The sequence below is a fragment of the Nostoc sp. DedSLP04 genome (genome assembly GCF_034530775.1).
Lineage (GTDB): Bacteria > Cyanobacteriota > Cyanobacteriia > Cyanobacteriales > Nostocaceae > Nostoc.
In genome coordinates, this window is the sequence record NZ_JAVRCL010000069.1 from 1 (window position 1) to 24,592 (window position 24,592).

The window sequence follows — 24,592 nt, forward strand, 5'->3', positions numbered from 1 at the left end:
ACTGGGGACTGGGGACTGGGGACTGGGGACTGGGGACTGGGGACTGGGTGAAAAGTCTTTTTGTGTTTAGGTTCGATCGTCTGTTGATGTCCTAACACTACTGGGGACGGCTATAAATGCGCGATCGCTCTTAGTAAAACGTGCCATCCTATTTACAGGTGCTAATAACCAAGCAGCCCAAGCAGTTTATCAACAAATTGGCTTTTTGCCTACTGGCGAGAAGTATGGCTTAGTCTTATTTGAAGAGACTCAGAATTGAGAAATATTGAGTTAAACATTGGAGGCGCAACACCTTACGCCCTTGCGATCCATTTATATTTTAGCTATTTCTGGATTTGCTGGAATTGATTTTGTAGTCTTTACTGAATTGATTGTAATACTTGAAGTATGAGCCAGTATCGTTTCAAACAGTCATTTTCTGCCGATCCCAGCTTAAGCGATAAGCTTTTTGACTTGATGGAAGTCACATTTCCCGGACTCAGCAGTTTAGCAGAATGTGCAAGAAAACTAGGTGCATCCTGGGAAACAGCTTCAACTCCCTTTATTCGCTTTCATGATGATATAGCTATTACCCATGTGGGAGTGTTAGAAATTCCCATGCAAATTATGGGACAAAGGCTCACTGTCGGAGGAGTTCATGGAGTAGCTACCCGTGCAGAATTTCGCCGGAGAGGGTATTACCGGGAAGTGATGCAGGAAGTGCTAGGGTATTGCGATCGCGATCGCTTTTATGAAACCCTGGTACTGACGACACCACAACCAGAGTTGTACTTACCTTTTGGCTTTCGTGTTGTCGAAGAACACATCTTCAAAATTAAGTGTAACTCCACAGGTGGCACTGATAGCTTCAGAATACTGGATTTTACAAATACTAAAGATTACACATTGCTACACAGACTTTTGGAAACACGCATTCCTGTCTCTAATATAGTTGGCGTAGTCAACGAAAAACCTGTGTTCTGTGTCAATGAAGGAAGTCGTCCCTTATATTATGCAGAAGATTTAGATTTAATCGCCTGTATGGAGATAGAAGATAACCGACTTCATCTTTTCGATTTAGTGACAACGCAGATATGTTCTTTGAAGAATATTCTTAGTAAGATCCCTCAACCCATTGAAGAAGTAGTGATTTACTTTAGTCCAGAACTTCTGGATGTTAAAGATGTGCAAGCATTCACCCATACATTTGATGAAACCGTGCTGATGGTTCGTGGTAAATTTGCAGCAGAAGGCGAGAAATTTATGCTGCCGCGTTCTGCAAGGTGTTGAGTTACTTAAAAACAATTAAATCATAATAGAACTGAGAGTTTCATCATCAGGATTGCTTTATGATGTATCAAACTGACCCGCCGCGATCGCCAAAAGATGTATTGCCAACCATGTACGATCTTCCTAGTGAAGACCCAGAGGAGCCTGGTTTGCCCGATCAGTTTCATTTATTGCAACCTCGTCTGTTAGACGAAACCTTTCGTCCACCAAATTATCCAAGCGACGAGATATTTGTTGCTAGCGATCTGAATCTTTATTACGATCCGCGCCGTCCACTATGGTATAAGCGACCAGATTGGTTTGCCGTTTTAGGTGTTTCCCGTCTCTATGAACAACGAGATTTACGTTTAAGTTATGTCGTTTGGCAAGAGGGAGTTCAGCCTTTTATTGTGGTAGAATTGCTGTCTCCAGGCACTGAAAAGGAAGACTTAGGGCAAACATTGCGGGATATCAAGCAACCACCAGCAAAGTGGGAAGTATATGAGCAGATTTTGCGTGTGCCTTATTATATAGTATTCGATCGCTACAAATATGAGTTAAGGGTATTTAAGTTAGACGGTGGTCGTTATGCTGAAATCACACTGTCAGAGTCGCGCTTCTGGATACCAGAACTAGAATTAGGTTTGGGTGTTTGGCAGGGACGTTATCAAGATGTAGAACAGCCTTGGTTACGGTGGTATGATTGGACAGGCTGCTGGGTATTGACTTCTACAGAACAAGAAAGTCAAAGGGCTGAACAAGAAAGTCAACGGGCTGAACAAGAAAGACAACGGGCTGAACGGTTGATTGCACAATTGCGATCGCTAGGTGTTGAACCCGATTTAGATTAGCTTTTTGCCTGTTTTATAGCCCTGCAAACCACTCATAGCCTCGATCTTCCCAATAGCCTTTAGTGGGTAATAAATTGCTGACGAATGTAATTTGAGTTACCCACTTGCTTTGCTTGTAGCCCAATTTAATTGGGGATGCTAGGCGCATCGGCGCACCATTATCAACTGATAAGGGTTGTCCATTCTTTTGATAAGCCATGAGAGTTTGGGGATGTATGGCAGAAGCAAGATCCCAGCTTTCATAGTAGCCATCCGCAGATTTGAAGTAGACATAACGGACGTTTGACTTCGGCTGTACCAGCGCTACTAAATCTCGTAATCGCACACCTCCCCATTGAACGATCGCAGCCCAGCCTTCAACACAGACATGGCGAATTACCATTGAAGTCAAGGGTAGTTTTTGAATATCTCCCATACTCAATTGCATCGCATTATTCACCTCACCATCAATTATTAAGCGAAACTGTGCCGGATCGATTTGCGGGGTAAAATCAAAGGTATTAATCAGCAATTTATCTGCTTCTATGGCACTGACAGAAAATTCAGGTATAGGTTTTTGAGTTAGCAGAAGTGCTTCAAGACTTTGGTTTAGTGGCTCAGAGATTTGCCGCAGATTATCTGAGAACAAATCTGTTCCACAGCCACCAAGAAGAAAGCCTACTCCTGAAAGTCCAGATACTTGCAGTAACCGACGACGGGATAGGGTACGTTTGGGAAGAATCAGACTCATAAAACCTCTACAGCAACATAGATTTCACTAATTTGACTAATTCAAGGGTTAAAGCAAAGGTAAAAGTCAATATTTCGCATTTATCTGCCTTGCGATCGCCAACCTAAAGATTGTAAGTTAGTTACACACATAAAAATCCCCACGCATTTATTTTCTACTGATAACGGATATTTAATTTGTCTTAAGCGCTATTTTAAAAACATAAAAAACCCTAATTAGTTACAACTTTCAAATATGTCAGACAACAAAGAATTTTCATCCGAAAAAAGCTCTTCTGTTAAAAATGTCTTGATTATAGGTGCAGCCGGGTATATTGGCGGAGCGCTGTGCCGAAAGTTTTCTCAGACACAAGATTTTGCCGCATTGGCACTTGTGCGTCCGAGTAGTGATATTGAGCGTATAAAGCCTTTCTGCAAGGAAATAATCCGCTCTCAAGAGGTAGAAATTTCCAGCAATGATATTGCACAAGCAATTCGCAAGCATGATATTACAACAGTAATTAATGTAGCGTGGCATATGCCTCCAGAATCAACCCAAGAAGCTCAATTCGCTTTAGACCGTATAGCATTAGAAGCCACTTTATACGGTACTAGTGCAGTTTCGCCAGATATTCATGTAATTACAACCAGTGGGAATTTCTCTTTGATTACCGCCAATGGAGGACGAATAACAGAAATACCGCCGCCAAAAGGATATACACGACCCGAATATTTAGTATGTTTTGATTTACTATCGGGTGTAAATGTGTTGAAAGATGTGCTAGTAGAAGAATATATCAGTAATAAAGGTAATGCCTCGATTGTCTATCCTTCATCAGTGTATGGTTCAGCACCAACTCGTGGCAGTTTCTGGGATTTTGCAATTCAGCAGTTCATTACAGGGAAACCATACCAAGGCTATCAGCCATTTCCACCAGATTTTATGACGGCGTGGATTCATGTTGAAGATTTAGCAGACTGCTACATTGCGGTAGCGCGATTTGGCTCCAAAGGGGGACACTACCTTGCTGCACCTGAAAATTTTAGTATTAGCCAAGTGTCAAAAATGTTTGCCCAGGCTGCTCAGGTAGAATTTATAGCACCAGTCTTTGAAAACAAAGACAAAGTTATATTTGATGATTCTCATACTAGAGAAGTACTTCAACTTCAATGGAAGTATAAACTGGCTGATGAGATGAAAGGTTGGGTAGAAAGAATAAAAGAGTTAGGAACTTATTTTTTAGAGTAAATCAGGGGTAAATAACTAGTCAATTGTTCGATGAGCTTGATTAAAGCCATCCGTCAACGTCACCGACGAATGGCTGCTCGCTCTATTGTTATTCCTTTCCCCCTTACCCTTTACCCTTTCCCGACAAATGCCAAGAAGTCTATTATGGGAGGTTTTAAGACTTTATCAATAAGTATGTAATTACGAATTACGTTAGCGCAGCGTTAGCGACGCAGGAGCGTCATTACGAATTACGAATTATATTGCAATCCTTCAGCACTGCTACCAATTTTTCAATATGTGCTACTTCATGAGTTGCCATCACGGATATTCTGATTCGACTTGTGGGCACTGTGGGGGGACGAATTGCTGGGGCAAAAATGCCAGCATCTCTTAGCTGTTTTCCAGCTTTGAGCGCATCTGTAGCATTAGGCAATTGAAAACATAATATGGGTGATTCAGAAGGCAGCAATTTCAGGTTAGGTAACTGTTGCAGCAAAGTTTTCAAGTAATGTATATTCCTCCACAATTGGGCGCGGCGTTGCGGTTCTTGTTGCACTATTTTAATTGCTGCTAAAGCCGCGGCTGTATCAGCAGGTGAAAGCCCAGTGGTATAAATCCAACTGGGTGCGCGGTTTTGCAAAAAGTCAATTAGGGCGCTACTTCCTGCTACATACCCGCCTAAACTACCTAAAGCTTTACTCAAAGTGCCAACTTGAATTAATTGCTTTCCTGTACACCCAAAATGCTCTACACACCCAGCGCCAGTTTTTCCTAGTACCCCAGTGGCATGAGCTTCATCGACTAGCAGCATACAGCTAAATTCATCAGCGATCGCCAACAGTGCAGGCAACGGACATAAATCGCCATCCATGCTGAAGACGGTATCAGTAAGAATCAAACAGCGTCGGTAATTTTGCCGCTGCTGCTTCAACTGAGTTTTTAATACTGCCAGATCGCAGTGTGGATATTCCACCACTGCTGCACCGCTAAGAATCGCTCCATTTTTCAGACTGGAATGATTGTACTGGTCAGAAAATATTAAATCGCGCTTGCCCACAAGAGCGGTAATTGCACCCAAATTTGCTAGATACCCGGAACTAAATACCAAGGCATCTTCTGTTTGTTTGGTAGATGCGATCGCCTCTTCTAACTCCCTGTGTAACTCCCGATGCCCACTGAGTAATCTCGAACCAGTACTACCAGTCCCAAATTCCGCGATCGCAGCAGTTGCAGCCGCCATCAACCGTTCATCTCCAGCCAATCCCAAATAGTCATTGCTGGCAAAATTAATTACCTCTTGCCCAGCTAAAACCACCGTTGCACCCGGACGACCACTGATCGGTTGTACTGAGCGATACCAGTCCGCCCGATGAATTGTTGCTAACGACTGTTCTAGCCAAGCATAAGGATCGGTGGGGAATGGGGACTGGGGACTGGGGACTGGGGATTGGGAATTGGGCATTGGGCATTGGGCATTGGGCAGGGGGCAGGGGGCATTGGGCAGGGGGCATTGGGCAGGGGGCAGGGGGCAGGGGGAGAATAACTAATAACAAATGACAAATGACCAATGACAAATGACAACTAAACTTGTTCGCTACTGAGATGAGCGATCGCTTGTTTAATCCAGTCTTCGACATAGGCATCTTTGGGTAGTCCGATGTCTTCGCTGACCACATGCAGGGCGTGACTGACTTCATGGGCAGTATATCCCAAGGCGAAGAGAGTCATTTGCACTTCTTCGAGAATTCCTGGTGCTGGCCCGCCTGTGGCGACGAAGAACCCGGCTGATTTGCGCCACTCGACTAATTTGCTTTTCAGTTCCAAACAGATGCGTTCAGCGATTTTTTTACCGACACCGGGAGCCTGAATGAGGATTTGTGTATTGCCAGCGATAATTGCTTGGACTAAATCTGGTAGTTCCAGAGTGTCTAAGAGGGCGATCGCTAAGGCTGCACCAATACCTGTGACAGTCAGCAAGTGGCGAAATAAATCGCGTTCAGCTGGGGAAGCAAAGCCATAAAGAAAGGGCACTTCTTCACGAATTTGCAAATGGGTAAAAATTTGCGTTACTCCTCCCGATTCTGGTAACTGGTTTGCTAGGCGTTGGGGAACTTGCAAATCATACCCCAAGCCATTCACTTCCAGAGTCAGAATCACGCGATTAGCGCCAATTGTTTGGATACCAGCGACTATACCTTTTAAATAACTAATCATTACAAGAGACCAAAATAATTTAAGCCTTCGATAATTCCACCTGCACAAAATCCTCTTGCCAGGTAGTGATAGTCTGCGGGATGCTCATTGTGCCATTGGAGTAACTCTTTTCGGGCATTCCCCACAATGATTCCCCGTTCGTTGCCTACAGCAAATAAAGCAATATCATTACCCGAATCACCACAGACAACTGTTTGTTCTGCTGCAAATTTCCACTTCTGGCGCAAAAACTGCATTGCTTGACCTTTATCGCTGGTCAGGGGTACAATGTCAAGGTCTATTCCGCTACTGTAGATTAACTTTACATTTAATTTAGCTTTTTGCAACTCAGCTTCAAGTTGTGGTAGAAGATTCGCAGATACTTCTTGTTCTAAAAAACAACTCACTTTGAAGGGACGCTGTTCTGAATCTGGTTGCCGAACTAACTGAGGATATTTTTTTGTAATAGATAATACAGTTTCCCGTTCCCATCCGGGAGAAAGGATTTCTGACCAACCTGAGTCTGGAGTATCAGTACCATCAAGGTAAATTTCTGTACCCACAGATAGGACGAGGGCATCGGGTTGCAAAAGATTTTTTTGAGCTTGGAGTTCTTTGTAAAGTACAGGCGATCGCCCCGTAGAATAAACGATTTTAGTGCCGTATTCTTGGCGATGTCTCTCCAACAGTTGATTTAGTTCTGGTAAAGCGCTGTCATCGCCCACAGTCCGGTATACGAGGGTGTCATCTAAATCGGTTACAAACAGAAATGGTTTCATGATTAATACCTCTTGCAAAATCTCGTTATTCTACCGCGTGAAGGGACTTTTGCAAGATATTTCTTTGTTAAAAACAAAATATGTCAGATATTCAATTCGACTAACCACTTTTAAAACAACTTCTAATGCCTTCAGATTTTTGTAAATTAATAAATTGTTTTTCTCTTGGTTGTATTTTCTTTATATTTATTGCATTTACAGTGTTATTTGAGCAAGATAAAGTGACAACTTTCACCTGCGAAAGAAAAACACAAATTCATTGTCAGTTAACTCTTGCAAATGAGTGGAAATCAAGCGTAGAAACCTATTCTTTAGAAGAGTTTAGAGGAGCAAAATTTTATTTTAATCATGGTATCGACAATTACTGTGTTGTTCTTTTGACTAATTTTGGCAAATTACCTTATACTTTTTACTATCCCTTCCAATCTGAAGCTCAAGAAATTGTAGATAAGATTAATACTTTCATTAGTAATCCTCAAGAAGAATTGGTTACTGTCACTCAAGACAGATCCATTTCTCTCAATTTAGCTGCCGCTATTTGTTTTATATTTAGTGTATTTGGTTTAGGTCTTACCCTTTACTCATATATTTCCACCCTGCCCTAACTGAATCAACAAATTTCCCACAGTTAAACTCAGTTGCTTCAAAGAGCGATCGCTAATATGCAGTCTTTGTCTCGTTCCCATGCTCTGCATAGGAATGGCTTATTAGAGGCTCCGCCTCCAGTCAAGACATTGAGTCAAAGACTCAATGAATGCATTCCCAGGCGCAGCCTGGAAACGAGTCAAGCCTCATCAAACCAGCTTTTTAGGACTTGTGTGTACACTGTAGCCTTTTATGATATCTGTTATATTTCAGGAAATAAATCAATTTATAAGTCCATTTCAATGATTGTTGCAAAGACTTAAGCCTTTCTTATACATGGAAGAAGATTAGCTGCAAAGTATTAAGCCTTTCCAAAAAATAATTATACATTAGCTGCAAATGCTTAAACCTTTCTTATACATGGAAGAAGATTAGCTGCAAAGTATTAAGCCTTTCCAAAAAATAATTATACATTAGCTGCAAATGCTTAAACCTTTCTTATACATGGAAGAACATTAGCTGCAAACGCTCAATTTTTGACAACTAGTGTTTAAATTTGAGCGATGTCGAATGAGACTTAGCACCAAAAAACAATGTAGAGACTTAGTACTACGTCTCTTTGGCTTAATGCACTACGATACAATCAATTTAACCACCTCTACTGCCTGCGCTCGTAGTCAACACCTCTTCACAACATTCGACTCCAACTGATTCTCCCTCCGACATTCCGCCTCTTGAGAGTGGTGATCGCCTACATTTGTGATCGCCCGTAGGCAAAAATGGATAAAGTCGAGCTTAGTCTTTGGTTTTATTCCTCTGTTCAAGCTACCCCTAGATTTTAAAAAATTAATCATAAATTTTGTGTTGAATATTATTAGTACATACTTTTACTAGATTCTTTTTTTACTCTGCACACTGTATAAATGCTAGAATCCTCAAGTAGACAGTTAGGATACTTAGATGCCAGTTGTAACTAACTCAATCAAGTTTGGTACAGACGGCTGGCGGGGCGTTATCGGTGACGAGTTCACCTTTGAACGCCTAGCCCTGGTCGCGCCAGTTGCCGCAAAAGTATTATATGATACGTATTTTTCTACGGTGGGTAGCCGGACAATAATTGTCGGTTACGATCGCCGATTCATGGCCGAAGACTTTGCTCGTGCTGTCGCCGATACTGTCTCTGCTGTCGGCTTTGATGTGCTACTGAGCGAAAGCTTTGCCCCAACTCCAGCTTATAGTTGGGCAGCAAAAGAACTCAATGCTTTGGGGGCGCTGGTAATTACAGCCAGCCATAATCCTGGTGCATATTTGGGGTTAAAAGTCAAAGGATATTTTGGTGGGTCGGTACCGCCAGAAGTCACAAAAGAGATAGAAGCGCAGTTGTCGGTTGGAGTACCACTAGCAGCTACCCCAGGCAAGCAAGAGAAGTTCGATCCCTGGCCCAGTTATACCCAAGCGCTAGAAGGTAAAGTTGATATCGCTAAACTTCGAGAAGCGATCGCATCTGGCAAACTGACATTATTTGCCGATGTTATGCATGGCGCGGCGGCTGGCGGATTGGCGAAACTACTAGGCGATCGAGTCAAAGAAATCAACAGCGATCGCGATCCCCTCTTTGGAGGCGGTGCGCCGGAACCATTGCCGAAATACCTTTCAAAGCTATTTGAAGTCATCAAGACTCACCGAGAAACCGATCAATCGGGTTTAACAGTGGGGTTAGTATTTGATGGAGACTGCGATCGCATTGCAGCAGTAGATGGAGAAGCCAACTTCCTCAGCTCCCAAGTATTAATCCCGATATTAATCGACCATTTAACCCTGCGGCGCGACTTTAAGGGGGAAATAGTTAAAACTGTTAGTGGTTCCGACTTGATGCCCCTTGTAGCAGCACTACATAACCTGTCAGTCTTTGAAACAGCAGTTGGTTATAAATACATCGCTGACAGAATGTTAGTAGCAAAAGTGTTGCTGGGCGGTGAAGAATCGGGAGGAATTGGCTATGGCAGCCATATTCCCGAACGCGATGCATTGCTGTCAGCATTGTACGTACTAGAGGCGATTGTCGAATCTGGTTTGGATTTAGGTGAATATTATCGCTACTTGCAGAAACAAACAGGGTTTACCTCAGCATACGATCGCATTGACTTGCCCTTAGCAAATATGGAAGTGCGATCGCGTCTTTTGCAACAACTGCAAACCCAACCCTTAACGGAAATTGCAGGGAAAGCAGTGATTGATTGCCAAACAATTGACGGCTACAAGTATCGCCTTGCAGATAAAAGCTGGTTAATGATTCGCTTTAGCGGGACTGAGCCAGTTTTACGCCTCTACTGCGAAGCCTCAACAATTGAGCAAGTGCATCAAACTCTTGCTTGGGCGAAACAGTGGGCGGAGTAAAATTAGTGAGGAGTTGAGAGTTAGGAGTTAAGAATTAATAACTCATAACTTATCACTCCTAACTCCTAACTGATAACTTTTTATGACATTACTTGTAGTAGCCACAGGAAATCCAGGTAAGTTGCGGGAAATGCAAGCTTACCTGGAAAATTCTGGTTGGGAATTAACCCTTAAACCTGAAGAGTTGGAAATTGAAGAGACGGGCGAAACTTTTGCCGCTAACGCTTGTCTAAAAGCGTCGCAAATTGCTAAAGCTACGGGAAACTGGGCAATTGCTGATGATTCAGGCTTGCAAGTAGATGCCCTAAATGGCGCACCAGGAGTTTATTCTGCACGTTACGCCAAAACCGACTCAGAACGCATTGCTAGGGTACTCAAAGAATTAGACAACGAGGTAAATCGGCAAGCTCAATTTGTTTGTGCAGTAGCGATCGCTCGTCCTGATGGTGCGATCGTATTACAATCTGAAGGTATTTGTCGCGGCGAAATTCTCCACGTGCCTCGTGGTGATAGTGGTTTCGGCTACGATCCAATTTTTTATGTGCAAGAGTTGCAATTAACTTTTGCTGAAATGACACGGGAGTTGAAGAGGTCAATTAGCCATCGAGGCAAGGCTTTTACAGCTTTACTTCCGCAATTAGAGAGAGTTAAGAGACGCGATTAATCGCGTCTGTACAAAAGTTAAGAGTAGAGACGCGATTAATCGCGTCTGTTAGGAGTTATGAATTCTGCTAAATCTTCATTCATTAGTCTTGACTCATAACTCTTAACTCTTAACTCATAACTTTTTTAAACTGCTTCTGTGTTCTTTTCGCCAGTGCGAATCCGAATCACTTGCTCAACAGGCGAGATGAAAATTTTACCATCGCCGATTTCACCAGTGCGGGCAGCAGCAATAATTTTGTCTACCACCATATCAACTTGATTGTCGTCAACGACGATTTCCACTTTGAGTTTTTGGAGGAACTCAACGGTGTACTCAGAACCACGATACCGTTCAGTTTGACCTTTTTGCCGTCCGAACCCCCGGACTTCAGAAACAGTCATGCCAACAATACCAGCGTTAACTAAAGCAATTTTCACCTCATCTAGCTTAAATGGGCGGATAATAGCTTCGACTTTTTTCATCTTCTTGACTCCTGACTTCTACTAGCTTCGTTTATATATCTAACCAGATCCGCTGTCCGAAGCTGTAACTAGCAGTGCTTTTCCTAAAAAATATGTAATAATTACAACTTTTTTAAAATGTAGGTGCTTTACTTGAGGGTTTATGACATAACAAGCGGCAAGGATTTATTAATTGGATAATCTTTGAGGTTCTAACATCAAGAAGTTGCTGTCAATTTAGCATTTTATGTAGCTTTTATAACCTAAAAATAGATTGTTTCCACCATTTAGCAGATTTGTTCAGATATTTAGAGAGCGATCGCAGCCAAATTGCATACTAGCCCGAAAGCCTGCTACTGCTGACTGTGGGAATGTCAACTAACGTTTCTGATGTTCAAACAAGGGACGCACAACGAAATATCCAGCACTAAAGGCAGTCAGCATGATTAACAAGATGGTAATAATTAACCACCAGCCATTGAGTCCCTTGACATCTGGCTCAGTAGTGGAATAATAACTGACTTGCTGCTCTTCTATAAAAATTGGTTCTGATATCGGAAAGTTCATTTCCATTACAGGTGCAGAAAAGTCTTGGTGGCGGCTTTTTTTAGCTGGTTGTTTGGACACAACAGATGGACGCGAACGAGAAACCTGCTGAGGTGAACGCGCTTGTGTTACTGGCTGTTTAGCAGTACTTTTAACATCACCAGAAGCTTGGTTAGCTTGGGGATAATTAGCTGTAGCATGGGAATCGACAAAATTTTGCAAACGAGAAAAAGACTCAACGACTTTGGTAATTTCTTGGCGTAATAGTTGATTTTCTTGTACTAGTTGCTGATTTTGGGTGGTGAGTGCATTTAGCCTCGCCTGTGCTGCTTGCAACTCTGTTGACAATTCCCTGTATACAGATAGTGGTACAGAGGGAGGATAGGCTTGAGTAGTCGGTGTTGGCGAATTTCTGTGAACAGAACCTATGGTTGTTCGCATCGGGGGCTTGGTATTAAAAATCAAAGTAATTAGATCGTACAGAGATGCTAACAGAGATAGTCACCCCTGAAACTATGCCCAAGAATAATAGAAAAATACCGAAAGGGCAAAGATTTTTTATTTGGGCATTGAAGATGAGGTACTGAGAAAACTTTTCTTTAGTCCCTATCCCGAATGCCCAGTCTCCAATCTCTAATCCCTAGTCTCTAGTCCCTAGTCCCCACAATGGGAAGAAGTGTCCCACAGGGCCTTGTCCTTCGCCAATATCTAGGGCGTAAGTGAGTGCGGTAGTCACATATTCCTTTGCCTGTTGCACTGCCTGCCACAAATCTTTTCCTTTAGCTAGATTAGCAGCGATCGCAGCCGATAGCGTACAACCAGTACCGTGGGTATTTTTTGTCTCTACTTGCTGGCAAGTCAAAACTTCTAACTTGTCCCCATCAAACCAGATATCAACGCCACGCAAATCCCCCTGCATACCTCCGCCTTTGACTAAAACAACCTTTGTCTTTAAAGTCTTGTAAATAATTTCCGCAGCAGCTTGCATATCCTCTAAAGAATTAATTTGTAAACCGCTCAAAATCTGGGCTTCATAGCGATTGGGCGTGATCATAACCGCTTTCGGAATCAAGGCATGGCATAAAGTCTTTACAGCATCATCATCAATCAATTGTGCTCCCGTGCGTGACACCATTACTGGATCGACTACTAAATTATTGATTTGTAAAGCTTCTACTTGCTGGGCAACAGCAAAAATAATTTCCTGATTGAGCAACATTCCAGTTTTAGCAGCTTGTACGCCAATATCCTCAACTACTGCCTGAATTTGCGCTACAACAGCCTCTGTTGGCATAGCATCGACCCTCTTCACTCCTAGAGTGTTTTGTGCCGTGACGCAGGTTATAGCACTAGTACCGTGGACACAGTGAAAAGCAAAGGTACGTAAATCAGCTTGAATTCCTGCACCACCACCGCTATCTGAACCAGCAATGGTTAAAGCAACAGGTATTCTGGAGTTTATTTCAGCGTTCATATTATGAAGATTAAGTAAGTTGGTGTCATCAAACCAAACTATCTCAAAGATTGATGAACTAGGCTAAAATCCTTTTTCTTCCTGCGCGCCACCACAACCTGACTTTAGAGTTCTGAATTATTTAGAGAAACTTCATCAAATCCTTGCACAAAGCGCTTTTTATGCTCATATCATTCTGGAAATTAATAGAACTCCAGCAGACATATCCATAATTTTTTGCATTTTGTTGTAAAAAAACTTACCAGGTTCCGGGCTTTTACTGATATCAAGTGCTATTTGTAAAGGTTAGTTTTAACTAAGTTCACAACGCTCAGTTACACCGCTTAAAACAGGTTCAACTAAGTTGTTACATTAGTCCCCTTAAGTTAAAGGGTCAACCTAACTAAAGTTTCAACCAATTTAACTTCGATCGCTTTAACTTTAAGTCCCCAGTTATCAGCTAAGGGTGAATTTTACCATGCAGATTTGGCAACCTTCTGACCTAAAACAACGCATAAAGTTCAGAGGAATTACTATGCCAAATCCGATCGTTTTATTGAAAAAAACAGATGCTAAAGCTGGTTTACAAAGAGCAGCAATGTCTACGATGGGCTACGCCTACGCAGTGGCTAAAGATAAAGTCTGGAGTAGAAGTATCTACGCGCTAATCGTCCAATTAATCTCAACAAAACTCTGACGATTGACGGTATTGATATTCCTGATTTAACCATTAACGGTTGACAGGATAAAAAATTTTCAGTTTGACAACAGTGTTTCTATAATCGACGCGATTTTAAGTCGCGATCGGATAACTGTGACTGTCCTTAACAGTTCAGATAGATGGCTCATTCAAATAACTACTTAGCAACTGAAGAAAGTTGCTGAGATTGTACTACCAATTTCCCTTACACATATTCGGAGTAAACAGATGGCTGGCAATACATATTACGTTTCTGCAACAGGCAGTGATAGAAATAATGGCTTAGACGAAGAATCTGCATTTCTCAGCTTGGGTAGAGCCGTATATGAGATGAAAGCAGGCGACACCCTCTATGTGATGAATGGAAATTATCAAATGAAAGGGATTACGCTTTTTAACTTGAATGGCTCACCAGATAACTGGACAACAATAAAAGCTTATCCAGGGGCTACGCCGACGATCACAACAACGGGAAGTGGCATTAATATATTGAGTTCATCCTACGTGCGGATTGAAGGACTTAATATAAAAGGCAATCGGGAAAACATCACTCTCGAATATGCCTTGCAAGAGAAGAATAACCTGAATAACCCCTTGACCAATAGTAATGGTATTGCTGTTAATGCATGGAAAAACGTTGATGGTGAAGGTGGTACTAATCCCCATCATATTGTCATCACTGGTAACACAATCCGTAACTTTCCAGGTGGAGGTATAGCATTCAGTAATTCAGACTATATAACTGTTGAGAAAAACATTGTGTCTGGAAATGCTTGGTATTCACCTCACGGCAATCAGGGAATAACCTCTCTCAACAGTTTTAATTTTGATAACAATACCACTGACTACAGAATGATTTTGCGAGACAACATTGTCTACGATAACCAAAGTTTAGTTCCGTGGAAAAATGGAGGCGTTGACAAAATCACTGAGGGACATGGGATTATGCTTGATACTACCGATATCAGCAAAGATAATGTGCCCTATACAGGTAAAGCATTAATTGCAAATAACATTACTTACAACAATGGAGGTGCAGGCATTAATGTTTTCAAAGCTACCAATGTTGATGTTATCAACAACACAGCTTACAAGAATGCCCAAGTTCTTACAGATTCTGGAGAGATTAGTGTTACTTACTCGGAAAATGTACGTGCCTACAACAACATTTTGTATGCAAACGACAATCAATATGCTAACAGAATTAAGTACGACACAAATGTAATTTTCGATCGCAATCTTGTTTATAACTCGAACCTATTCCAAGCTTCAGATAATTTAAACGCTACAGGGTTACAGAATCTTTTGGGTCAAGATCCTCAATTCGTTGATGCAGACAAAGGGAATTTTGCACTCAAACCTGGAAGTGTTGCGATCGATGGTGGTTCCAATGCCTTCAATAGCATCACTAAGAAGACTCCTCAGGATGGTGATGGTAATGGCAGTACAGTCATTGATATTGGTGCATACGAAGCTCCCCGCAACTCCACCAAAACCCCAGAAATTCAAGTTCTCAATGGCAATGTTGACATTATAGATGGCAACACCGCTATTAACTTTGGTGAGACTCTTGTTGGTGAACCCTTGACTAAAACCTTTACTATCAAGAATACCGGTATAGCTGCACTCAACCTAAGTAATCTTAAACTTCCCGACGGATTTAGTTTGGTTGGAACTCTTCCAACGAGCGTGGCTGTTAATGCTTCCACCACCCTATCGGTGGCACTCAACCCCACTACAACCGGCGTCTATAGTGGCAGCCTCAGTTTAAACAACAACGATATTAATGAAAGCCACTTTGACTTTGCCATTAGTGGCACAGTTAATGCTCCAGAAATTCAAGTTCTCGATGGCAATGTTAACATTACAGATGGCAACACCACTGCCATTAACTTTGGTGAAACGACTGTTGGTGACAGCTTAACCAAAACCTTTACCATCAAGAACACCGATACAGGCATACTCAAGCTGAGTAATCTGAAACTTCCAGACGGATTTAGTTTGGTCGGAACTCTTCCAACGAGCGTGGCTGGTAATGCTTCTACTACCATATTGGTAGCACTCAACCCCACTACAGCCGGTACTTATAGTGGCAACTTGAGTTTAAACAATAACGATAGTAATGAAAGCCCCTTTAACTTTGCTATTAGTGGCACAGTTAGACCTGCTCCTGCCCCGGAAATTCAAGTTCTCAATGGTACCAACTCCAATGACACCTTTGTTATCCAACGAGGTGATGGCAATTACAGCATCACCAACTTTGGTGGTGTAGGTACTGGCTCAAATCCTCCGGCTACGGTCATTGCCAAGATAGATACCTTACAATTTATTGGGACTGAATTGACTGCGAGAAATCTGCAATTAACTCAAAATGGCAGCAATTTAGAAGTCAGCTTTGGAAATGTGGCTAATACTAAAGTCACTCTGCAAAACTTTAAGTTAGAAAACCTAGACAACTTAGCCGCATCGACAACAAGACCTGCCATTGGCAATATCATCTTTGACGGAGAAGACAGTGTTACCAAAAGCTTTGATGTGATTAATGCCAACTCCACTCAAACATATATTTCTACAACAAACACTGTCACTTTCCTCAATGACTTGAACAATAACATCAGCGGTTTTTACGCTTCCAACGATGTGATTAATGGTCAAGGGGGTAATGATACCATCGATGGCAGTGGTGGTGACGACCTACTGCGGGGTGGTACTGGCAACGATCTTCTCATTGGTGGACAAGGCAATGATACTCTTGTGGGTGGCATCGGTGCTGACTCTTTCCTCTACAACACCAATTCCATCTTTAATAGTGCGGTTGTGGGTATTGATACTATCGCTGACTTCAATCGCTCTCAAGGTGATAAGATTGTCCTCGATAAGACTACCTTTACTGCTATTACTTCTGTTGGGGGAACGGGTTTTAGTAACGCTAGTGATTTTCAAATCAGCAGTTCAGGGGCACTTAGCAATGCTGTAATTGTCTACGACCGTATGACTGGGCAGTTATTTTACAATCAAAATGGCAGTGCTGCTGGTTTCGGCAGTGGTGGTCAATTTGCACAACTTACTGGTGCGCCCTATGTTACTGCCTCTGACTTTATCATTCAAGCATAGTTAGTAGTTCGCTTTCGTAACTTGGCTCTTTTAAGGGCAAGGGGGAAAGGGAAAAGATGTTTACTCCTTTAACCTTTCCCCTTTTCCCAGCCTTCACCTAACAATTATTGAATTTATGGAGATGTTTAATAAATGGTAGTCAAGTAAAAGCCATTCCAAAAAACATCTTTCCAATAAAAATGTCGTTGTCCATGAATAATATCATCACTAGCGATCTAACTTTTTGACCAGAAATAGCCGTATTATTTGGAACTTATAGTTGTAATATAACTACTGCTATGGTTGCGATCGCAACTCTTGTAATAGCCCCTGCAAAAACTTTCCCCATTCTGCTGCCAAAGGGATTTCTGTAAACGGAACCCGCACTGAGTTAGCAGATTCGGAAAATAGAAATTCTAATTCTATGGAACGACCTTTCTCCGGTGGATTGTTTACATCTACTAATTTTTTATCTACTAAAACCTGGATTTGTTTGATATCAAGCAAGGAGAATGTTTCTAGTTTAATCGGCCCTTGAGGCGTGGGTTTTCCCCAAGTTATATTATTGCCTTTTTGAGCCAATACAGCATAAATATCATATTTAGCCCGTTCAAATTGCTCTGCCCAAGTGCGATAGGCTTCGACTTTTTGATACTCCTTCGAGCCTTGCCAAGCTAACCAGAAAAACATTACTAACAGAGGCAACCACAAAAGACCACGTTCCATTGTTAAAAAAATCCTGATTCCTGAATAAAACTTGTAACTAAAAGTGCAAAATCTACCAACAAGTGATGCAAATAAGTTATGGTATGAGCAAACTGGCAAAAAGCGGTGATGAGTTAATATGAGAAAGCTTATATTATGGTGCTTGTTTGTCATTGGGCTGGGATCTGCCATATTTGGTTTCCTGAATTTTCAGGGATTGGCAGCTAAAGGAGAGTTTGAGACGATTTTGCTTGATTTTCGGGAAGATATTCCATCACTTGTAGTGGAACAGGATTTGCAAGCGATCGCCAAACAATACAACGTTACACCCCAATTAGACAACAAGTTTTCCAAAAAAGATAATGTGTATATTATCAAGGGCGATCGCCAACGGCTCCAAGAACTGAAAAAATCTCAGTTTGCCCAAGCGACAGAATTCATTGAACCAAACTATATCTACAACAAGATTCCACAACCAGGTAAAACCGCTTGGCTAGGTGAATTTTTAACACCCCAAGAAGATGAAGAAGCAAGTCCTTCATTAACTGGCCCTAATGACCAATATTACAGCAAGCAATGGAACTTGCACAAAATCGGTGTTGAAGGCGCATGGAGTCAAACCAAAGGCAGTGGCATCACAGTTGCAGTTATTGACACTGGAATTACCAAGGTTCGCGACTTGTATGAGACAAAATTCGTCAAGGGCTATGATTTTGTTAACGACCGAGAAGAAGCCACAGACGATAATGGTCACGGTACCCATGTTGCCGGAACTATTGCTCAAGCCACAAATAATAAATATGGCGTCGCTGGAATTGCCTACGAAGCCAGTCTGATGCCCCTGAAGGTACTCAGTTCTTATGGCGGTGGTACCGTTGCCGATATTGCCGAAGCGATTAAATTTGCTGCTGATAAAGGCGCAGATGTAATTAATATGAGCTTGGGTGGTGGCGGTGAAAGCCAGTTGATGAAACAAGCGATCGAGTATGCTCATCGAAAAGGTGTTGTTATTATTGCCGCAGCCGGAAATGAAAACGCCAATGGAGCAAGCTATCCAGCTCGCTATCCCTACGTCATCGGCGTTTCGGCAATTGGCCCAGATGGCGAAAGAGCGCCCTATTCTAACTTTGGTGCAGGAGTAGATATCTCTGCTCCTGGTGGTAGTGAAGCTGGTAAAATTCTCCAAGAAACCATCGATGAAAAAGGCGAAGGCGTATTTCTCGGCTTCCAAGGTACAAGCATGGCTTCTCCCCACGTTGCTGGTGTTGCGGCATTAATCAAAGCTGCTGGCATCAAAGAACCAGATGAAGTTTTAAAAGTCCTCAAACAGTCGGCGCGAGTTATTCAGGATGATGGTTTGAACTATTATGGCGCTGGACAACTCAATGCAGAAGCAGCAGTCAAACTAGCCTTTAGCGGACAAATCAGTTTTCCAGATTTCTTTCGGTGGTTAAGGGATAGCGGCTATCTTAACCCCGGCTTTTGGATTGATGGTGGTGCGATCGCACTGTTACCCAAGATTTTAATGGTAGTTGGTTCCTATCTGCTGGCTTGGTTTTTACGTGTTTACTTCCCCTTCACTTGGAGTTGGTCTTTATCCAGTGGATTAATCGCCGGCAGTTCTGGGTTATTCTTCCTCAAGGGAATCTATATTTTTGATCTTCCCCAATGGCCTTTCCGGGTTTTGGGCAGTTCAATTCCCGAATTAGGCAATACTCTCCAGGGAACTGATGCATTAAATCCCCTATTTGCCAGTGTACTGATTCCCATTGTGTTGATGGCATTGCTACTAGGACATCCTAGTTGGAAATGGTTTGCCATTGGTTCAACTTTAGGTGTAGCAGCGTGCTTAACTACAAGTGCGTTTTTCGAGCCGACAGTTTGGGGATTGGGAAGTGGTAACTTAGCACGCCTCTTCCTCATTGCTAATGCCCTAGTCTGTTATGGACTTGTTCGTTTAGCATTGAAAAACGAAGAGAAAATAGCATAAATGGGGAATAGGGAATGGGGCATTGGGCATAGCGCATGGAGAATCAATTTTTTTAACTCCTAACTCCTAATTCCTAACTCCCAATTCCCTACTCTCCTTACTCAGCACTCAGCACTCAGCACTCAGAACTGTTATGAGCATTACACTTACAGGTACAGTCGAACGTCGTGATATTGGTACAGGCGCATGGGCGTTAGTTACAGAAGAGGGCGTTACTTACGAAATCCTCAGAGGGGCTGACAAAGACCTACTCAAAGCCGGACAAAAAGCAAAAGTTAAAGGGCAGGTGCGTGAAGATATCATGACAACTGCCATGATTGGCCCTGCCTTAGAGGTCAAATCTTTTGAGGTAATTAGTTCTGATTAGCTGTGGAATTTAGAACCTCTTGTAGACGGCTTCTAAACTCCCCTTTGGGATGGCCTCCTTTTACTTCACCAACAATCTGAAATTCCCCCTCTGGAGAATTGCAGAGGATGTAAGTAGGCCATCCCATTTCTGATTTATCGGGATATTGAGTCAATAAAATCTTGCGATACTTGCGGTAAGCAGTCGTATCTTGCATTTTTACATCGATAAACTCTAAACCCAGTTCTTCAGCCACCTTTTTGTCATAAAAAGACATTTTGTGGCAGATGCCGCACTCTTCTGAAGAGAACTTAATTACAGCTAAACTCATGGGTTGGCTACTCTTTGATTGTAAACAAAGTTTTTTAGCATAATGCCATGAAATATTACCATATAGCTGGTCATTAGTGTCAATCTCAGGCTAAAACCCCGATCTAGTATTTTTATCCTTTTTCCTTAATAGTAGTTGTCAAGTTTAAATTAATGGGTTATCGGTAACAAACCAGTGCCGTGTCTACGACGGGCTACACCTACGCCAAAATATCAAGTTGGATGTGTTTATCAGTCCAAATCTATTCACGATCGGGATTTAAGCTTGTATTTAACAATATCCAAATCTCGATTTTTGAAAAAATAAGGTGCGTTAGCTGTCTTTGTAACGCACCATCTATTAGCAATTGCAGATTAATAAATCCACATTCCTTATTCTTCTGGCTCTAAATCGACTTCTTCCTCTTCATCTTCGTCACTAGCTTTAGCGACAGAGTTAGCAGAAACAACAGCGCCTTTATCTAGCTTTTCACGCACTAGTTTCTTGATTTCTTCAGCAAATTCAGGCTTTTCTTCTAGATACTTAATGGCGTTATCTCGTCCTTGGGAGATATTATCGCCGTTGTAACTATACCAAGCTCCTTTGCGGACAATAATGCCAGTTTCTTCTGCTAAGTCAACAAGACAACCCAAGGTAGAAATACCTTTACCAAAAATAATGTCAAATTCCGCTATTCTAAAAGGCGGCGCTACTTTATTTTTGGCGACTTTGACTTTTACACGATTACCAAATTCATCTGTACCTTTTTTCAAGGTTTGAATTCGGCGAATGTCCAAGCGCACCGAAGCGTAAAACTTCAATGCGTTACCACCAGTTGTGGTTTCTGGGCTACCGTAAGTAACACCAATTTTTTGTCGCAACTGGTTGATGAAAATTACTGTACAACCAGATTTACCAATGTTTCCAGTAATCTTACGTAGGGCTTGGCTCATTAACCGCGCTTGCAGGCCAACGTGAGCATCACCCATATCGCCTTCAATTTCAGCACGGGGAACCAATGCTGCTACTGAGTCTATAACTACAATATCAACCGCAGCAGAGCGAACAAGTTGATCGACAATTTCTAAAGCTGATTCGCCCGTGTCAGGTTGGGAAATCAACAAATTGTCAATATCTACACCCAATGCCGCAGCATAAGTAGGGTCTAGGGCGTGTTCAGCATCAACAAAGGCAGCAATACCGCCATTTCTTTGCACTTCGGCGAGCGCGTGTAGCGCTACTGTAGTTTTACCAGAACTTTCCGGCCCATAAATTTCAATTACCCGCCCCTTGGGTAAACCACCACCCAATGCTAAATCTAGGGTAAGCGCTCCACTGGAAATCGTTTCCACCCGCATCCGGGTAGCATCGCCCAAGCGCATGATTGCTCCTTTACCAAAGCTGCGCTCAATCTGGTTGAGCACCATAGTCAGTGCTTTTTGCTTGCCAGAAGTATCGGTGTTGATAGCCATTCCTGCCTCTAATGCCTCTTAATATATGTTTTTAAGGAGTGTTGGTGTCGGAGTTTGAGTAGAACAGATATACTATTTTAACCAGAAAATTCTGGAATAGGACTTCTCAAATCAAAAAAGGGGTGTGACAAGATCGTAACTCGATCGCTACCAAATTAGGGTAGCTCTGCACAATGATACCAACTTACATTCAGACATAGCTTCTTTTTGGCTGGGTAAGCAAGGGTTTTCAAAGAAAAGATACTTAACAACACTGTCAGTAGAGCTAGACTCGTGAGCATTTGCGGGGGTTGCTAAATTAGGAGCGATCGCTATGGCAATCATCATATCATCTACAGCGACTTCATCGGGTAAGGCGAAGATGTTGACGCTTTCCAGGTAATAATCATGGGATTTTCAAAGCTTTGAGGGTGACTTCCACGCGCAAGATGTTGTCTGTAATTTTGGCTTGTACTTGAGTGTGCTTAGGGGGTGAGGCGATTTACTGTTAGTTAGAGGTTTGAACAAGCTACTGAGTTGGGGTTATATTGTTTGTGTCAACTAACCTCATATTATTGTTTTTTGTCTTTAATCTAAATATATTTACTTAAAAAATGCTCAGTTTTAGTTTTGTGTTCACTTAAATTTCCAATGATTGAGCAAGTGATGAATTCACGGGGAATTATTGCTTTTTGCTGGAAGATAGACTGAAATTTTCAGTCTGGTAATTTTATAGATATCAGTTGAATAAGAGTAAGAGTTAGATTGCCTTTTAGCTTTGTAATATTGGCACTATAAACCAACAGTAAACGTCACATAACTTTGATATTTTTTATAATGAAAGAATTATTTAGTGGTTATTACAGGCCAAGTGAAATAGATTTTCAAAAAATTTGGCAATCAGCAACTTTTGTGCTAGATGCCAATATTCTACTTAATATGTATCGATATCCTGAAGAAGCACGGAGACAGCTTTTTACTGTTCTACAAAGTATAGCACCTCGTCTTTGGGTTCCATATCAAGCTGCACTTGAATTTCAAAGAAACCGCCTTACTGTTATTGCTGAACAAAAGAAACGTTTTTCAGATGTTCGTAAAGTTCTAGACAGTTCTAGAGCCGCAATGATCTCTGAACTAGAAAAATTACAGTTAAAGAAGCGACACTCATCTATTCAAGCTGATGAACTTGTTTCAGCCCTTGATCAACAAATCACTGATTTTCTAGCCAATTTAGACCAGCTTGAAGCTACTCAGCTATCAGTAACAGATAGCGATCCAATTAGAGAACAACTTGATCAATTACTAAAAGAAAAAGTCGGTGAATCTTTTTCTCAAGAAGAAATTACCAAGATATATCAAGAAGGAGAAATTAGATTTAAGAGTGATATACCACCAGGATATAAAGACCAGAAGAAAGAAACTGATAGCAAAAGCGATATTTTTTCCTACGGTGGTGTAATTTATCAACGTAAGTATGGAGATTTAGTACTTTGGAAGCAAATAATTAATAAAGCATCACAAGATTCTATTCAATCAATAGTATTTCTTACTGATGATGAAAAAGAAGATTGGTGGTGGATAACTGATTCTCAAGGTAAAAATAAGATTGGCCCACGTCCTGAATTAGTTAATGAAATTTCAAGAGAGGCTGGTACTAAGCTCTTTTATATGTATAATTCAGAACAATTTCTAAAGTATTCTAAAGAATTCTTAAATACCAATGTTACTGATGAATCAATATCCCAAGTTCGTGAAGTTGTTAGAGCATCTTTAGAGGGACGTTTAGCTTTTAGGCAATTAGAGCTTGTTGCGGCAAAATCTGTACTTATATGGCTTCAAAAACGTTATGCTAACTTTAGTATCCTGGAAAACAAACGAGGTTTTCCAGATTATATAGTTCGTGATTCAGAATCAGAAAGAAATTTGGGATTTGAAATCAAAATATTTCGCGATCCACTTACTGTTCGATCCATTTTACGAGATCAGAAATATCGTGGTTATTATGAAACTAAAGAAGGTTCACTTGATGAAATAACCTTTGTATTCGTAATGCAGGATGAAGAAGTAGCACACCAAACTATCCAAATATTAGAAAAAAATAATAGTCAATTGCCACCATGCGTGAATCTTATTATTGGAGTAGCTAACTTAGAAAATGAAGATGATTCAACAGCAGAATTTTATCTATTAGCAGAGTTTAATAGAGATGCATTATAGCTATTAAAATGTGGTGCATTACTAACAATAATCACAGTCTGTCTATCTCTTGTAATTTTTTGATATATTTTTCAAAATCATCTACCACCATAGTGAACCGGAATTTGACGTTTTGCAAGTAGATACTGAAATGCAATGCGGTTCATCTCTACCAAACGACTGGCTTGAGCGAAGGTGAGTTTTTCTTTCCCAAGAAGCATAGCGGCAATTTCTTTTTTCAGTTCAATCTCAGCTATGCGGGTTGCAGCTAAAATTTGATCATAAATAACGATGTTCATTGCTGAATTCTTCTCTACATAACTATTTTATTTACATAAACGAGCAGCAAGTTCTGTTAAGCCAAAATTGAGATGAGAATAGTCATTTGTTAAAATATAATCAAAATGTCTAAAATAGTCAAAATCACTTTGCAGACCTATACTCTCACAGATGCTCGTAACAAACACGGTGAGGTTTTGATAAGGCTTCTACTGAGCCAGTTCTACTAACCAAGCAATCACGGCCTAGCCATGTGATCATCTCAGCAGAGAGCTACCAAAAATTAATTAATCGGCTGGAAGAATTAGAGGATATGGTTTTCGGTCAAGCTGCTGAAGTTGCTCTGAGTCAATCCAAAATCATTGGTACAGAGGCTTTTACATCTCGACTAGAGCATTTAGCTAATGGCGAAACTTGATGGCAC

General features: G+C 41.4%; 24 protein-coding genes. 12 read left to right on the plus strand and 12 right to left on the minus strand.

Going from position 1 to position 24,592, the window contains the following annotated elements:
• Positions 1 to 387 precede the first annotated feature (387 nt).
• Positions 388 to 1,269, plus strand: a complete 882-nt coding sequence (locus tag RMX89_RS28865) for a GNAT family N-acetyltransferase (RefSeq protein WP_322685086.1) — start codon at positions 388 to 390, stop codon at positions 1,267 to 1,269.
• 62 nt (positions 1,270 to 1,331) lie between these two features.
• Positions 1,332 to 2,099 carry a Uma2 family endonuclease gene (locus RMX89_RS28870; RefSeq protein ID WP_322691365.1) on the plus strand — a complete coding sequence of 256 codons (768 nt, stop codon included), beginning with the start codon at positions 1,332 to 1,334 and terminating at the stop codon, positions 2,097 to 2,099.
• A gap of 13 nt (positions 2,100 to 2,112) precedes the next feature.
• On the opposite strand, the gene RMX89_RS28875 is transcribed toward RMX89_RS28870, so the two are convergent.
• Positions 2,113 to 2,829 (minus strand): molybdopterin-dependent oxidoreductase, encoded by a 717-nt coding sequence (locus RMX89_RS28875; protein WP_322691344.1) that lies wholly within the window; start codon positions 2,827 to 2,829, stop codon positions 2,113 to 2,115.
• 234 nt (positions 2,830 to 3,063) lie between these two features.
• Between RMX89_RS28875 and RMX89_RS28880 the strand changes: the two genes are divergently transcribed.
• A complete protein-coding gene (locus tag RMX89_RS28880; protein WP_322691345.1) occupies positions 3,064 to 4,056 on the plus strand; it encodes an NAD-dependent epimerase/dehydratase family protein in 993 nt (330 codons plus the stop codon).
• A gap of 223 nt (positions 4,057 to 4,279) precedes the next feature.
• On the opposite strand, the gene bioF is transcribed toward RMX89_RS28880, so the two are convergent.
• From bioF to RMX89_RS28895, 3 genes are all read right to left on the minus strand, one after another.
• Positions 4,280 to 5,500, minus strand: coding sequence for an 8-amino-7-oxononanoate synthase (gene bioF / locus RMX89_RS28885; protein WP_322691346.1), 1,221 nt, complete (start codon positions 5,498 to 5,500; stop codon positions 4,280 to 4,282).
• A gap of 119 nt (positions 5,501 to 5,619) precedes the next feature.
• Positions 5,620 to 6,252, minus strand: a complete 633-nt coding sequence (gene ruvA / locus RMX89_RS28890; protein ID WP_099101282.1) for a Holliday junction branch migration protein RuvA — start codon at positions 6,250 to 6,252, stop codon at positions 5,620 to 5,622.
• Positions 6,252 to 7,010, minus strand: coding sequence for a sucrose-phosphate phosphatase (locus tag RMX89_RS28895; RefSeq protein ID WP_322691347.1), 759 nt, complete (start codon positions 7,008 to 7,010; stop codon positions 6,252 to 6,254). Before RMX89_RS28895 ends, ruvA begins: the two co-directional genes overlap by 1 nt.
• 125 nt (positions 7,011 to 7,135) lie before the next feature.
• Between RMX89_RS28895 and RMX89_RS28900 the strand changes: the two genes are divergently transcribed.
• From RMX89_RS28900 to rdgB, 3 genes are all read left to right on the plus strand, one after another.
• Entirely contained in the window at positions 7,136 to 7,615 is a 480-nt protein-coding gene (locus RMX89_RS28900; protein WP_322691348.1) for a hypothetical protein, read from the plus strand.
• Positions 7,616 to 8,555: 940 nt separating this feature from the next.
• A complete protein-coding gene (locus RMX89_RS28905; RefSeq protein ID WP_322691349.1) occupies positions 8,556 to 9,992 on the plus strand; it encodes a phosphoglucomutase/phosphomannomutase family protein in 1,437 nt (478 codons plus the stop codon).
• Positions 9,993 to 10,074: 82 nt separating this feature from the next.
• Entirely contained in the window at positions 10,075 to 10,656 is a 582-nt protein-coding gene (gene rdgB / locus RMX89_RS28910; RefSeq protein WP_322691350.1) for an RdgB/HAM1 family non-canonical purine NTP pyrophosphatase, read from the plus strand.
• A 125-nt stretch (positions 10,657 to 10,781) separates the two neighbouring features.
• Here the strand turns inward: rdgB and RMX89_RS28915 are convergent, their stop codons facing one another.
• The 3 genes from RMX89_RS28915 to thiD form a co-directional block, all read right to left on the minus strand.
• The gene (locus RMX89_RS28915; protein ID WP_012410794.1) at positions 10,782 to 11,120 is read right to left on the minus strand and encodes a P-II family nitrogen regulator; all 339 of its coding nucleotides are present in this window, start codon (positions 11,118 to 11,120) and stop codon (positions 10,782 to 10,784) included.
• Positions 11,121 to 11,477: 357 nt separating this feature from the next.
• Positions 11,478 to 12,086 carry a hypothetical protein gene (locus tag RMX89_RS28920; RefSeq protein ID WP_322691351.1) on the minus strand — a complete coding sequence of 203 codons (609 nt, stop codon included), beginning with the start codon at positions 12,084 to 12,086 and terminating at the stop codon, positions 11,478 to 11,480.
• 199 nt (positions 12,087 to 12,285) lie between these two features.
• Positions 12,286 to 13,119, minus strand: a complete 834-nt coding sequence (thiD, locus tag RMX89_RS28925) for a bifunctional hydroxymethylpyrimidine kinase/phosphomethylpyrimidine kinase (protein ID WP_322673716.1) — start codon at positions 13,117 to 13,119, stop codon at positions 12,286 to 12,288.
• 514 nt (positions 13,120 to 13,633) lie between these two features.
• Here thiD and RMX89_RS28930 point away from each other — a divergent pair.
• Positions 13,634 to 13,795 carry a hypothetical protein gene (locus RMX89_RS28930; protein WP_322691352.1) on the plus strand — a complete coding sequence of 54 codons (162 nt, stop codon included), beginning with the start codon at positions 13,634 to 13,636 and terminating at the stop codon, positions 13,793 to 13,795.
• A gap of 231 nt (positions 13,796 to 14,026) precedes the next feature.
• Entirely contained in the window at positions 14,027 to 16,912 is a 2,886-nt protein-coding gene (locus RMX89_RS28935) for a choice-of-anchor D domain-containing protein (RefSeq protein WP_322691353.1), read from the plus strand.
• Between the two features lie 276 nt (positions 16,913 to 17,188).
• On the opposite strand, the gene RMX89_RS28940 is transcribed toward RMX89_RS28935, so the two are convergent.
• Positions 17,189 to 17,617 carry a hypothetical protein gene (locus tag RMX89_RS28940; RefSeq protein ID WP_322691354.1) on the minus strand — a complete coding sequence of 143 codons (429 nt, stop codon included), beginning with the start codon at positions 17,615 to 17,617 and terminating at the stop codon, positions 17,189 to 17,191.
• Between the two features lie 118 nt (positions 17,618 to 17,735).
• Between RMX89_RS28940 and RMX89_RS28945 the strand changes: the two genes are divergently transcribed.
• Positions 17,736 to 19,586 (plus strand): S8 family peptidase, encoded by a 1,851-nt coding sequence (locus tag RMX89_RS28945; RefSeq protein WP_322691355.1) that lies wholly within the window; start codon positions 17,736 to 17,738, stop codon positions 19,584 to 19,586.
• 133 nt (positions 19,587 to 19,719) lie between these two features.
• On the plus strand, positions 19,720 to 19,953 hold the full coding sequence (locus RMX89_RS28950) for a hypothetical protein (protein WP_289796246.1): 234 nt from the start codon (positions 19,720 to 19,722) through the stop codon (positions 19,951 to 19,953).
• On the opposite strand, the gene RMX89_RS28955 is transcribed toward RMX89_RS28950, so the two are convergent.
• From RMX89_RS28955 to RMX89_RS28965, 3 genes are all read right to left on the minus strand, one after another.
• The gene (locus tag RMX89_RS28955) at positions 19,940 to 20,263 is read right to left on the minus strand and encodes a thioredoxin family protein (protein WP_099103723.1); all 324 of its coding nucleotides are present in this window, start codon (positions 20,261 to 20,263) and stop codon (positions 19,940 to 19,942) included. The two genes, RMX89_RS28950 and RMX89_RS28955, sit on opposite strands and share 14 nt — an antisense overlap.
• Before the next feature lie 371 nt (positions 20,264 to 20,634).
• Positions 20,635 to 21,714, minus strand: a complete 1,080-nt coding sequence (gene recA, locus RMX89_RS28960; protein ID WP_292865143.1) for a recombinase RecA — start codon at positions 21,712 to 21,714, stop codon at positions 20,635 to 20,637.
• Between the two features lie 147 nt (positions 21,715 to 21,861).
• Positions 21,862 to 22,041 carry a hypothetical protein gene (locus tag RMX89_RS28965; protein WP_322691356.1) on the minus strand — a complete coding sequence of 60 codons (180 nt, stop codon included), beginning with the start codon at positions 22,039 to 22,041 and terminating at the stop codon, positions 21,862 to 21,864.
• Between the two features lie 489 nt (positions 22,042 to 22,530).
• Here RMX89_RS28965 and RMX89_RS28970 point away from each other — a divergent pair, with 489 nt between their 5' ends.
• On the plus strand, positions 22,531 to 23,910 hold the full coding sequence (locus RMX89_RS28970; protein WP_322691357.1) for a PIN-like domain-containing protein: 1,380 nt from the start codon (positions 22,531 to 22,533) through the stop codon (positions 23,908 to 23,910).
• A gap of 77 nt (positions 23,911 to 23,987) precedes the next feature.
• Here RMX89_RS28970 and RMX89_RS28975 read toward each other — a convergent pair whose 3' ends face one another.
• A complete protein-coding gene (locus RMX89_RS28975; protein ID WP_322691358.1) occupies positions 23,988 to 24,188 on the minus strand; it encodes a UPF0175 family protein in 201 nt (66 codons plus the stop codon).
• A 233-nt stretch (positions 24,189 to 24,421) separates the two neighbouring features.
• On the opposite strand from RMX89_RS28975, the gene RMX89_RS28980 reads away from it, so the two are divergent.
• On the plus strand, positions 24,422 to 24,586 hold the full coding sequence (locus tag RMX89_RS28980; RefSeq protein WP_322691359.1) for a hypothetical protein: 165 nt from the start codon (positions 24,422 to 24,424) through the stop codon (positions 24,584 to 24,586).
• The last annotated feature ends 6 nt before the right edge of the window (positions 24,587 to 24,592 follow it).

What these genes read in the sequence shown, in the direction of transcription:
- RMX89_RS28865 (WP_322685086.1), top strand. Translation starts at nt 388, where the DNA reads ATGAGCCAGTATCGTTTCAAACAGTCATTTTCTGCCGATCCCAGCTTA.
- RMX89_RS28870 (WP_322691365.1), top strand. Translation starts at nt 1,332, where the DNA reads ATGTATCAAACTGACCCGCCGCGATCGCCAAAAGATGTATTGCCAACC.
- RMX89_RS28875 (WP_322691344.1), bottom strand. Translation starts at nt 2,829, where the DNA reads ATGAGTCTGATTCTTCCCAAACGTACCCTATCCCGTCGTCGGTTACTG.
- RMX89_RS28880 (WP_322691345.1), top strand. Translation starts at nt 3,064, where the DNA reads ATGTCAGACAACAAAGAATTTTCATCCGAAAAAAGCTCTTCTGTTAAA.
- bioF (WP_322691346.1), bottom strand. Translation starts at nt 5,500, where the DNA reads ATGCCCAATTCCCAATCCCCAGTCCCCAGTCCCCAGTCCCCATTCCCC.
- ruvA (WP_099101282.1), bottom strand. Translation starts at nt 6,252, where the DNA reads ATGATTAGTTATTTAAAAGGTATAGTCGCTGGTATCCAAACAATTGGC.
- RMX89_RS28895 (WP_322691347.1), bottom strand. Translation starts at nt 7,010, where the DNA reads ATGAAACCATTTCTGTTTGTAACCGATTTAGATGACACCCTCGTATAC.
- RMX89_RS28900 (WP_322691348.1), top strand. Translation starts at nt 7,136, where the DNA reads ATGCCTTCAGATTTTTGTAAATTAATAAATTGTTTTTCTCTTGGTTGT.
- RMX89_RS28905 (WP_322691349.1), top strand. Translation starts at nt 8,556, where the DNA reads ATGCCAGTTGTAACTAACTCAATCAAGTTTGGTACAGACGGCTGGCGG.
- rdgB (WP_322691350.1), top strand. Translation starts at nt 10,075, where the DNA reads ATGACATTACTTGTAGTAGCCACAGGAAATCCAGGTAAGTTGCGGGAA.
- RMX89_RS28915 (WP_012410794.1), bottom strand. Translation starts at nt 11,120, where the DNA reads ATGAAAAAAGTCGAAGCTATTATCCGCCCATTTAAGCTAGATGAGGTG.
- RMX89_RS28920 (WP_322691351.1), bottom strand. Translation starts at nt 12,086, where the DNA reads ATGCGAACAACCATAGGTTCTGTTCACAGAAATTCGCCAACACCGACT.
- thiD (WP_322673716.1), bottom strand. Translation starts at nt 13,119, where the DNA reads ATGAACGCTGAAATAAACTCCAGAATACCTGTTGCTTTAACCATTGCT.
- RMX89_RS28930 (WP_322691352.1), top strand. Translation starts at nt 13,634, where the DNA reads ATGCCAAATCCGATCGTTTTATTGAAAAAAACAGATGCTAAAGCTGGT.
- RMX89_RS28935 (WP_322691353.1), top strand. Translation starts at nt 14,027, where the DNA reads ATGGCTGGCAATACATATTACGTTTCTGCAACAGGCAGTGATAGAAAT.
- RMX89_RS28940 (WP_322691354.1), bottom strand. Translation starts at nt 17,617, where the DNA reads ATGGAACGTGGTCTTTTGTGGTTGCCTCTGTTAGTAATGTTTTTCTGG.
- RMX89_RS28945 (WP_322691355.1), top strand. Translation starts at nt 17,736, where the DNA reads ATGAGAAAGCTTATATTATGGTGCTTGTTTGTCATTGGGCTGGGATCT.
- RMX89_RS28950 (WP_289796246.1), top strand. Translation starts at nt 19,720, where the DNA reads ATGAGCATTACACTTACAGGTACAGTCGAACGTCGTGATATTGGTACA.
- RMX89_RS28955 (WP_099103723.1), bottom strand. Translation starts at nt 20,263, where the DNA reads ATGAGTTTAGCTGTAATTAAGTTCTCTTCAGAAGAGTGCGGCATCTGC.
- recA (WP_292865143.1), bottom strand. Translation starts at nt 21,714, where the DNA reads ATGGCTATCAACACCGATACTTCTGGCAAGCAAAAAGCACTGACTATG.
- RMX89_RS28965 (WP_322691356.1), bottom strand. Translation starts at nt 22,041, where the DNA reads ATGATGATTGCCATAGCGATCGCTCCTAATTTAGCAACCCCCGCAAAT.
- RMX89_RS28970 (WP_322691357.1), top strand. Translation starts at nt 22,531, where the DNA reads ATGAAAGAATTATTTAGTGGTTATTACAGGCCAAGTGAAATAGATTTT.
- RMX89_RS28975 (WP_322691358.1), bottom strand. Translation starts at nt 24,188, where the DNA reads ATGAACATCGTTATTTATGATCAAATTTTAGCTGCAACCCGCATAGCT.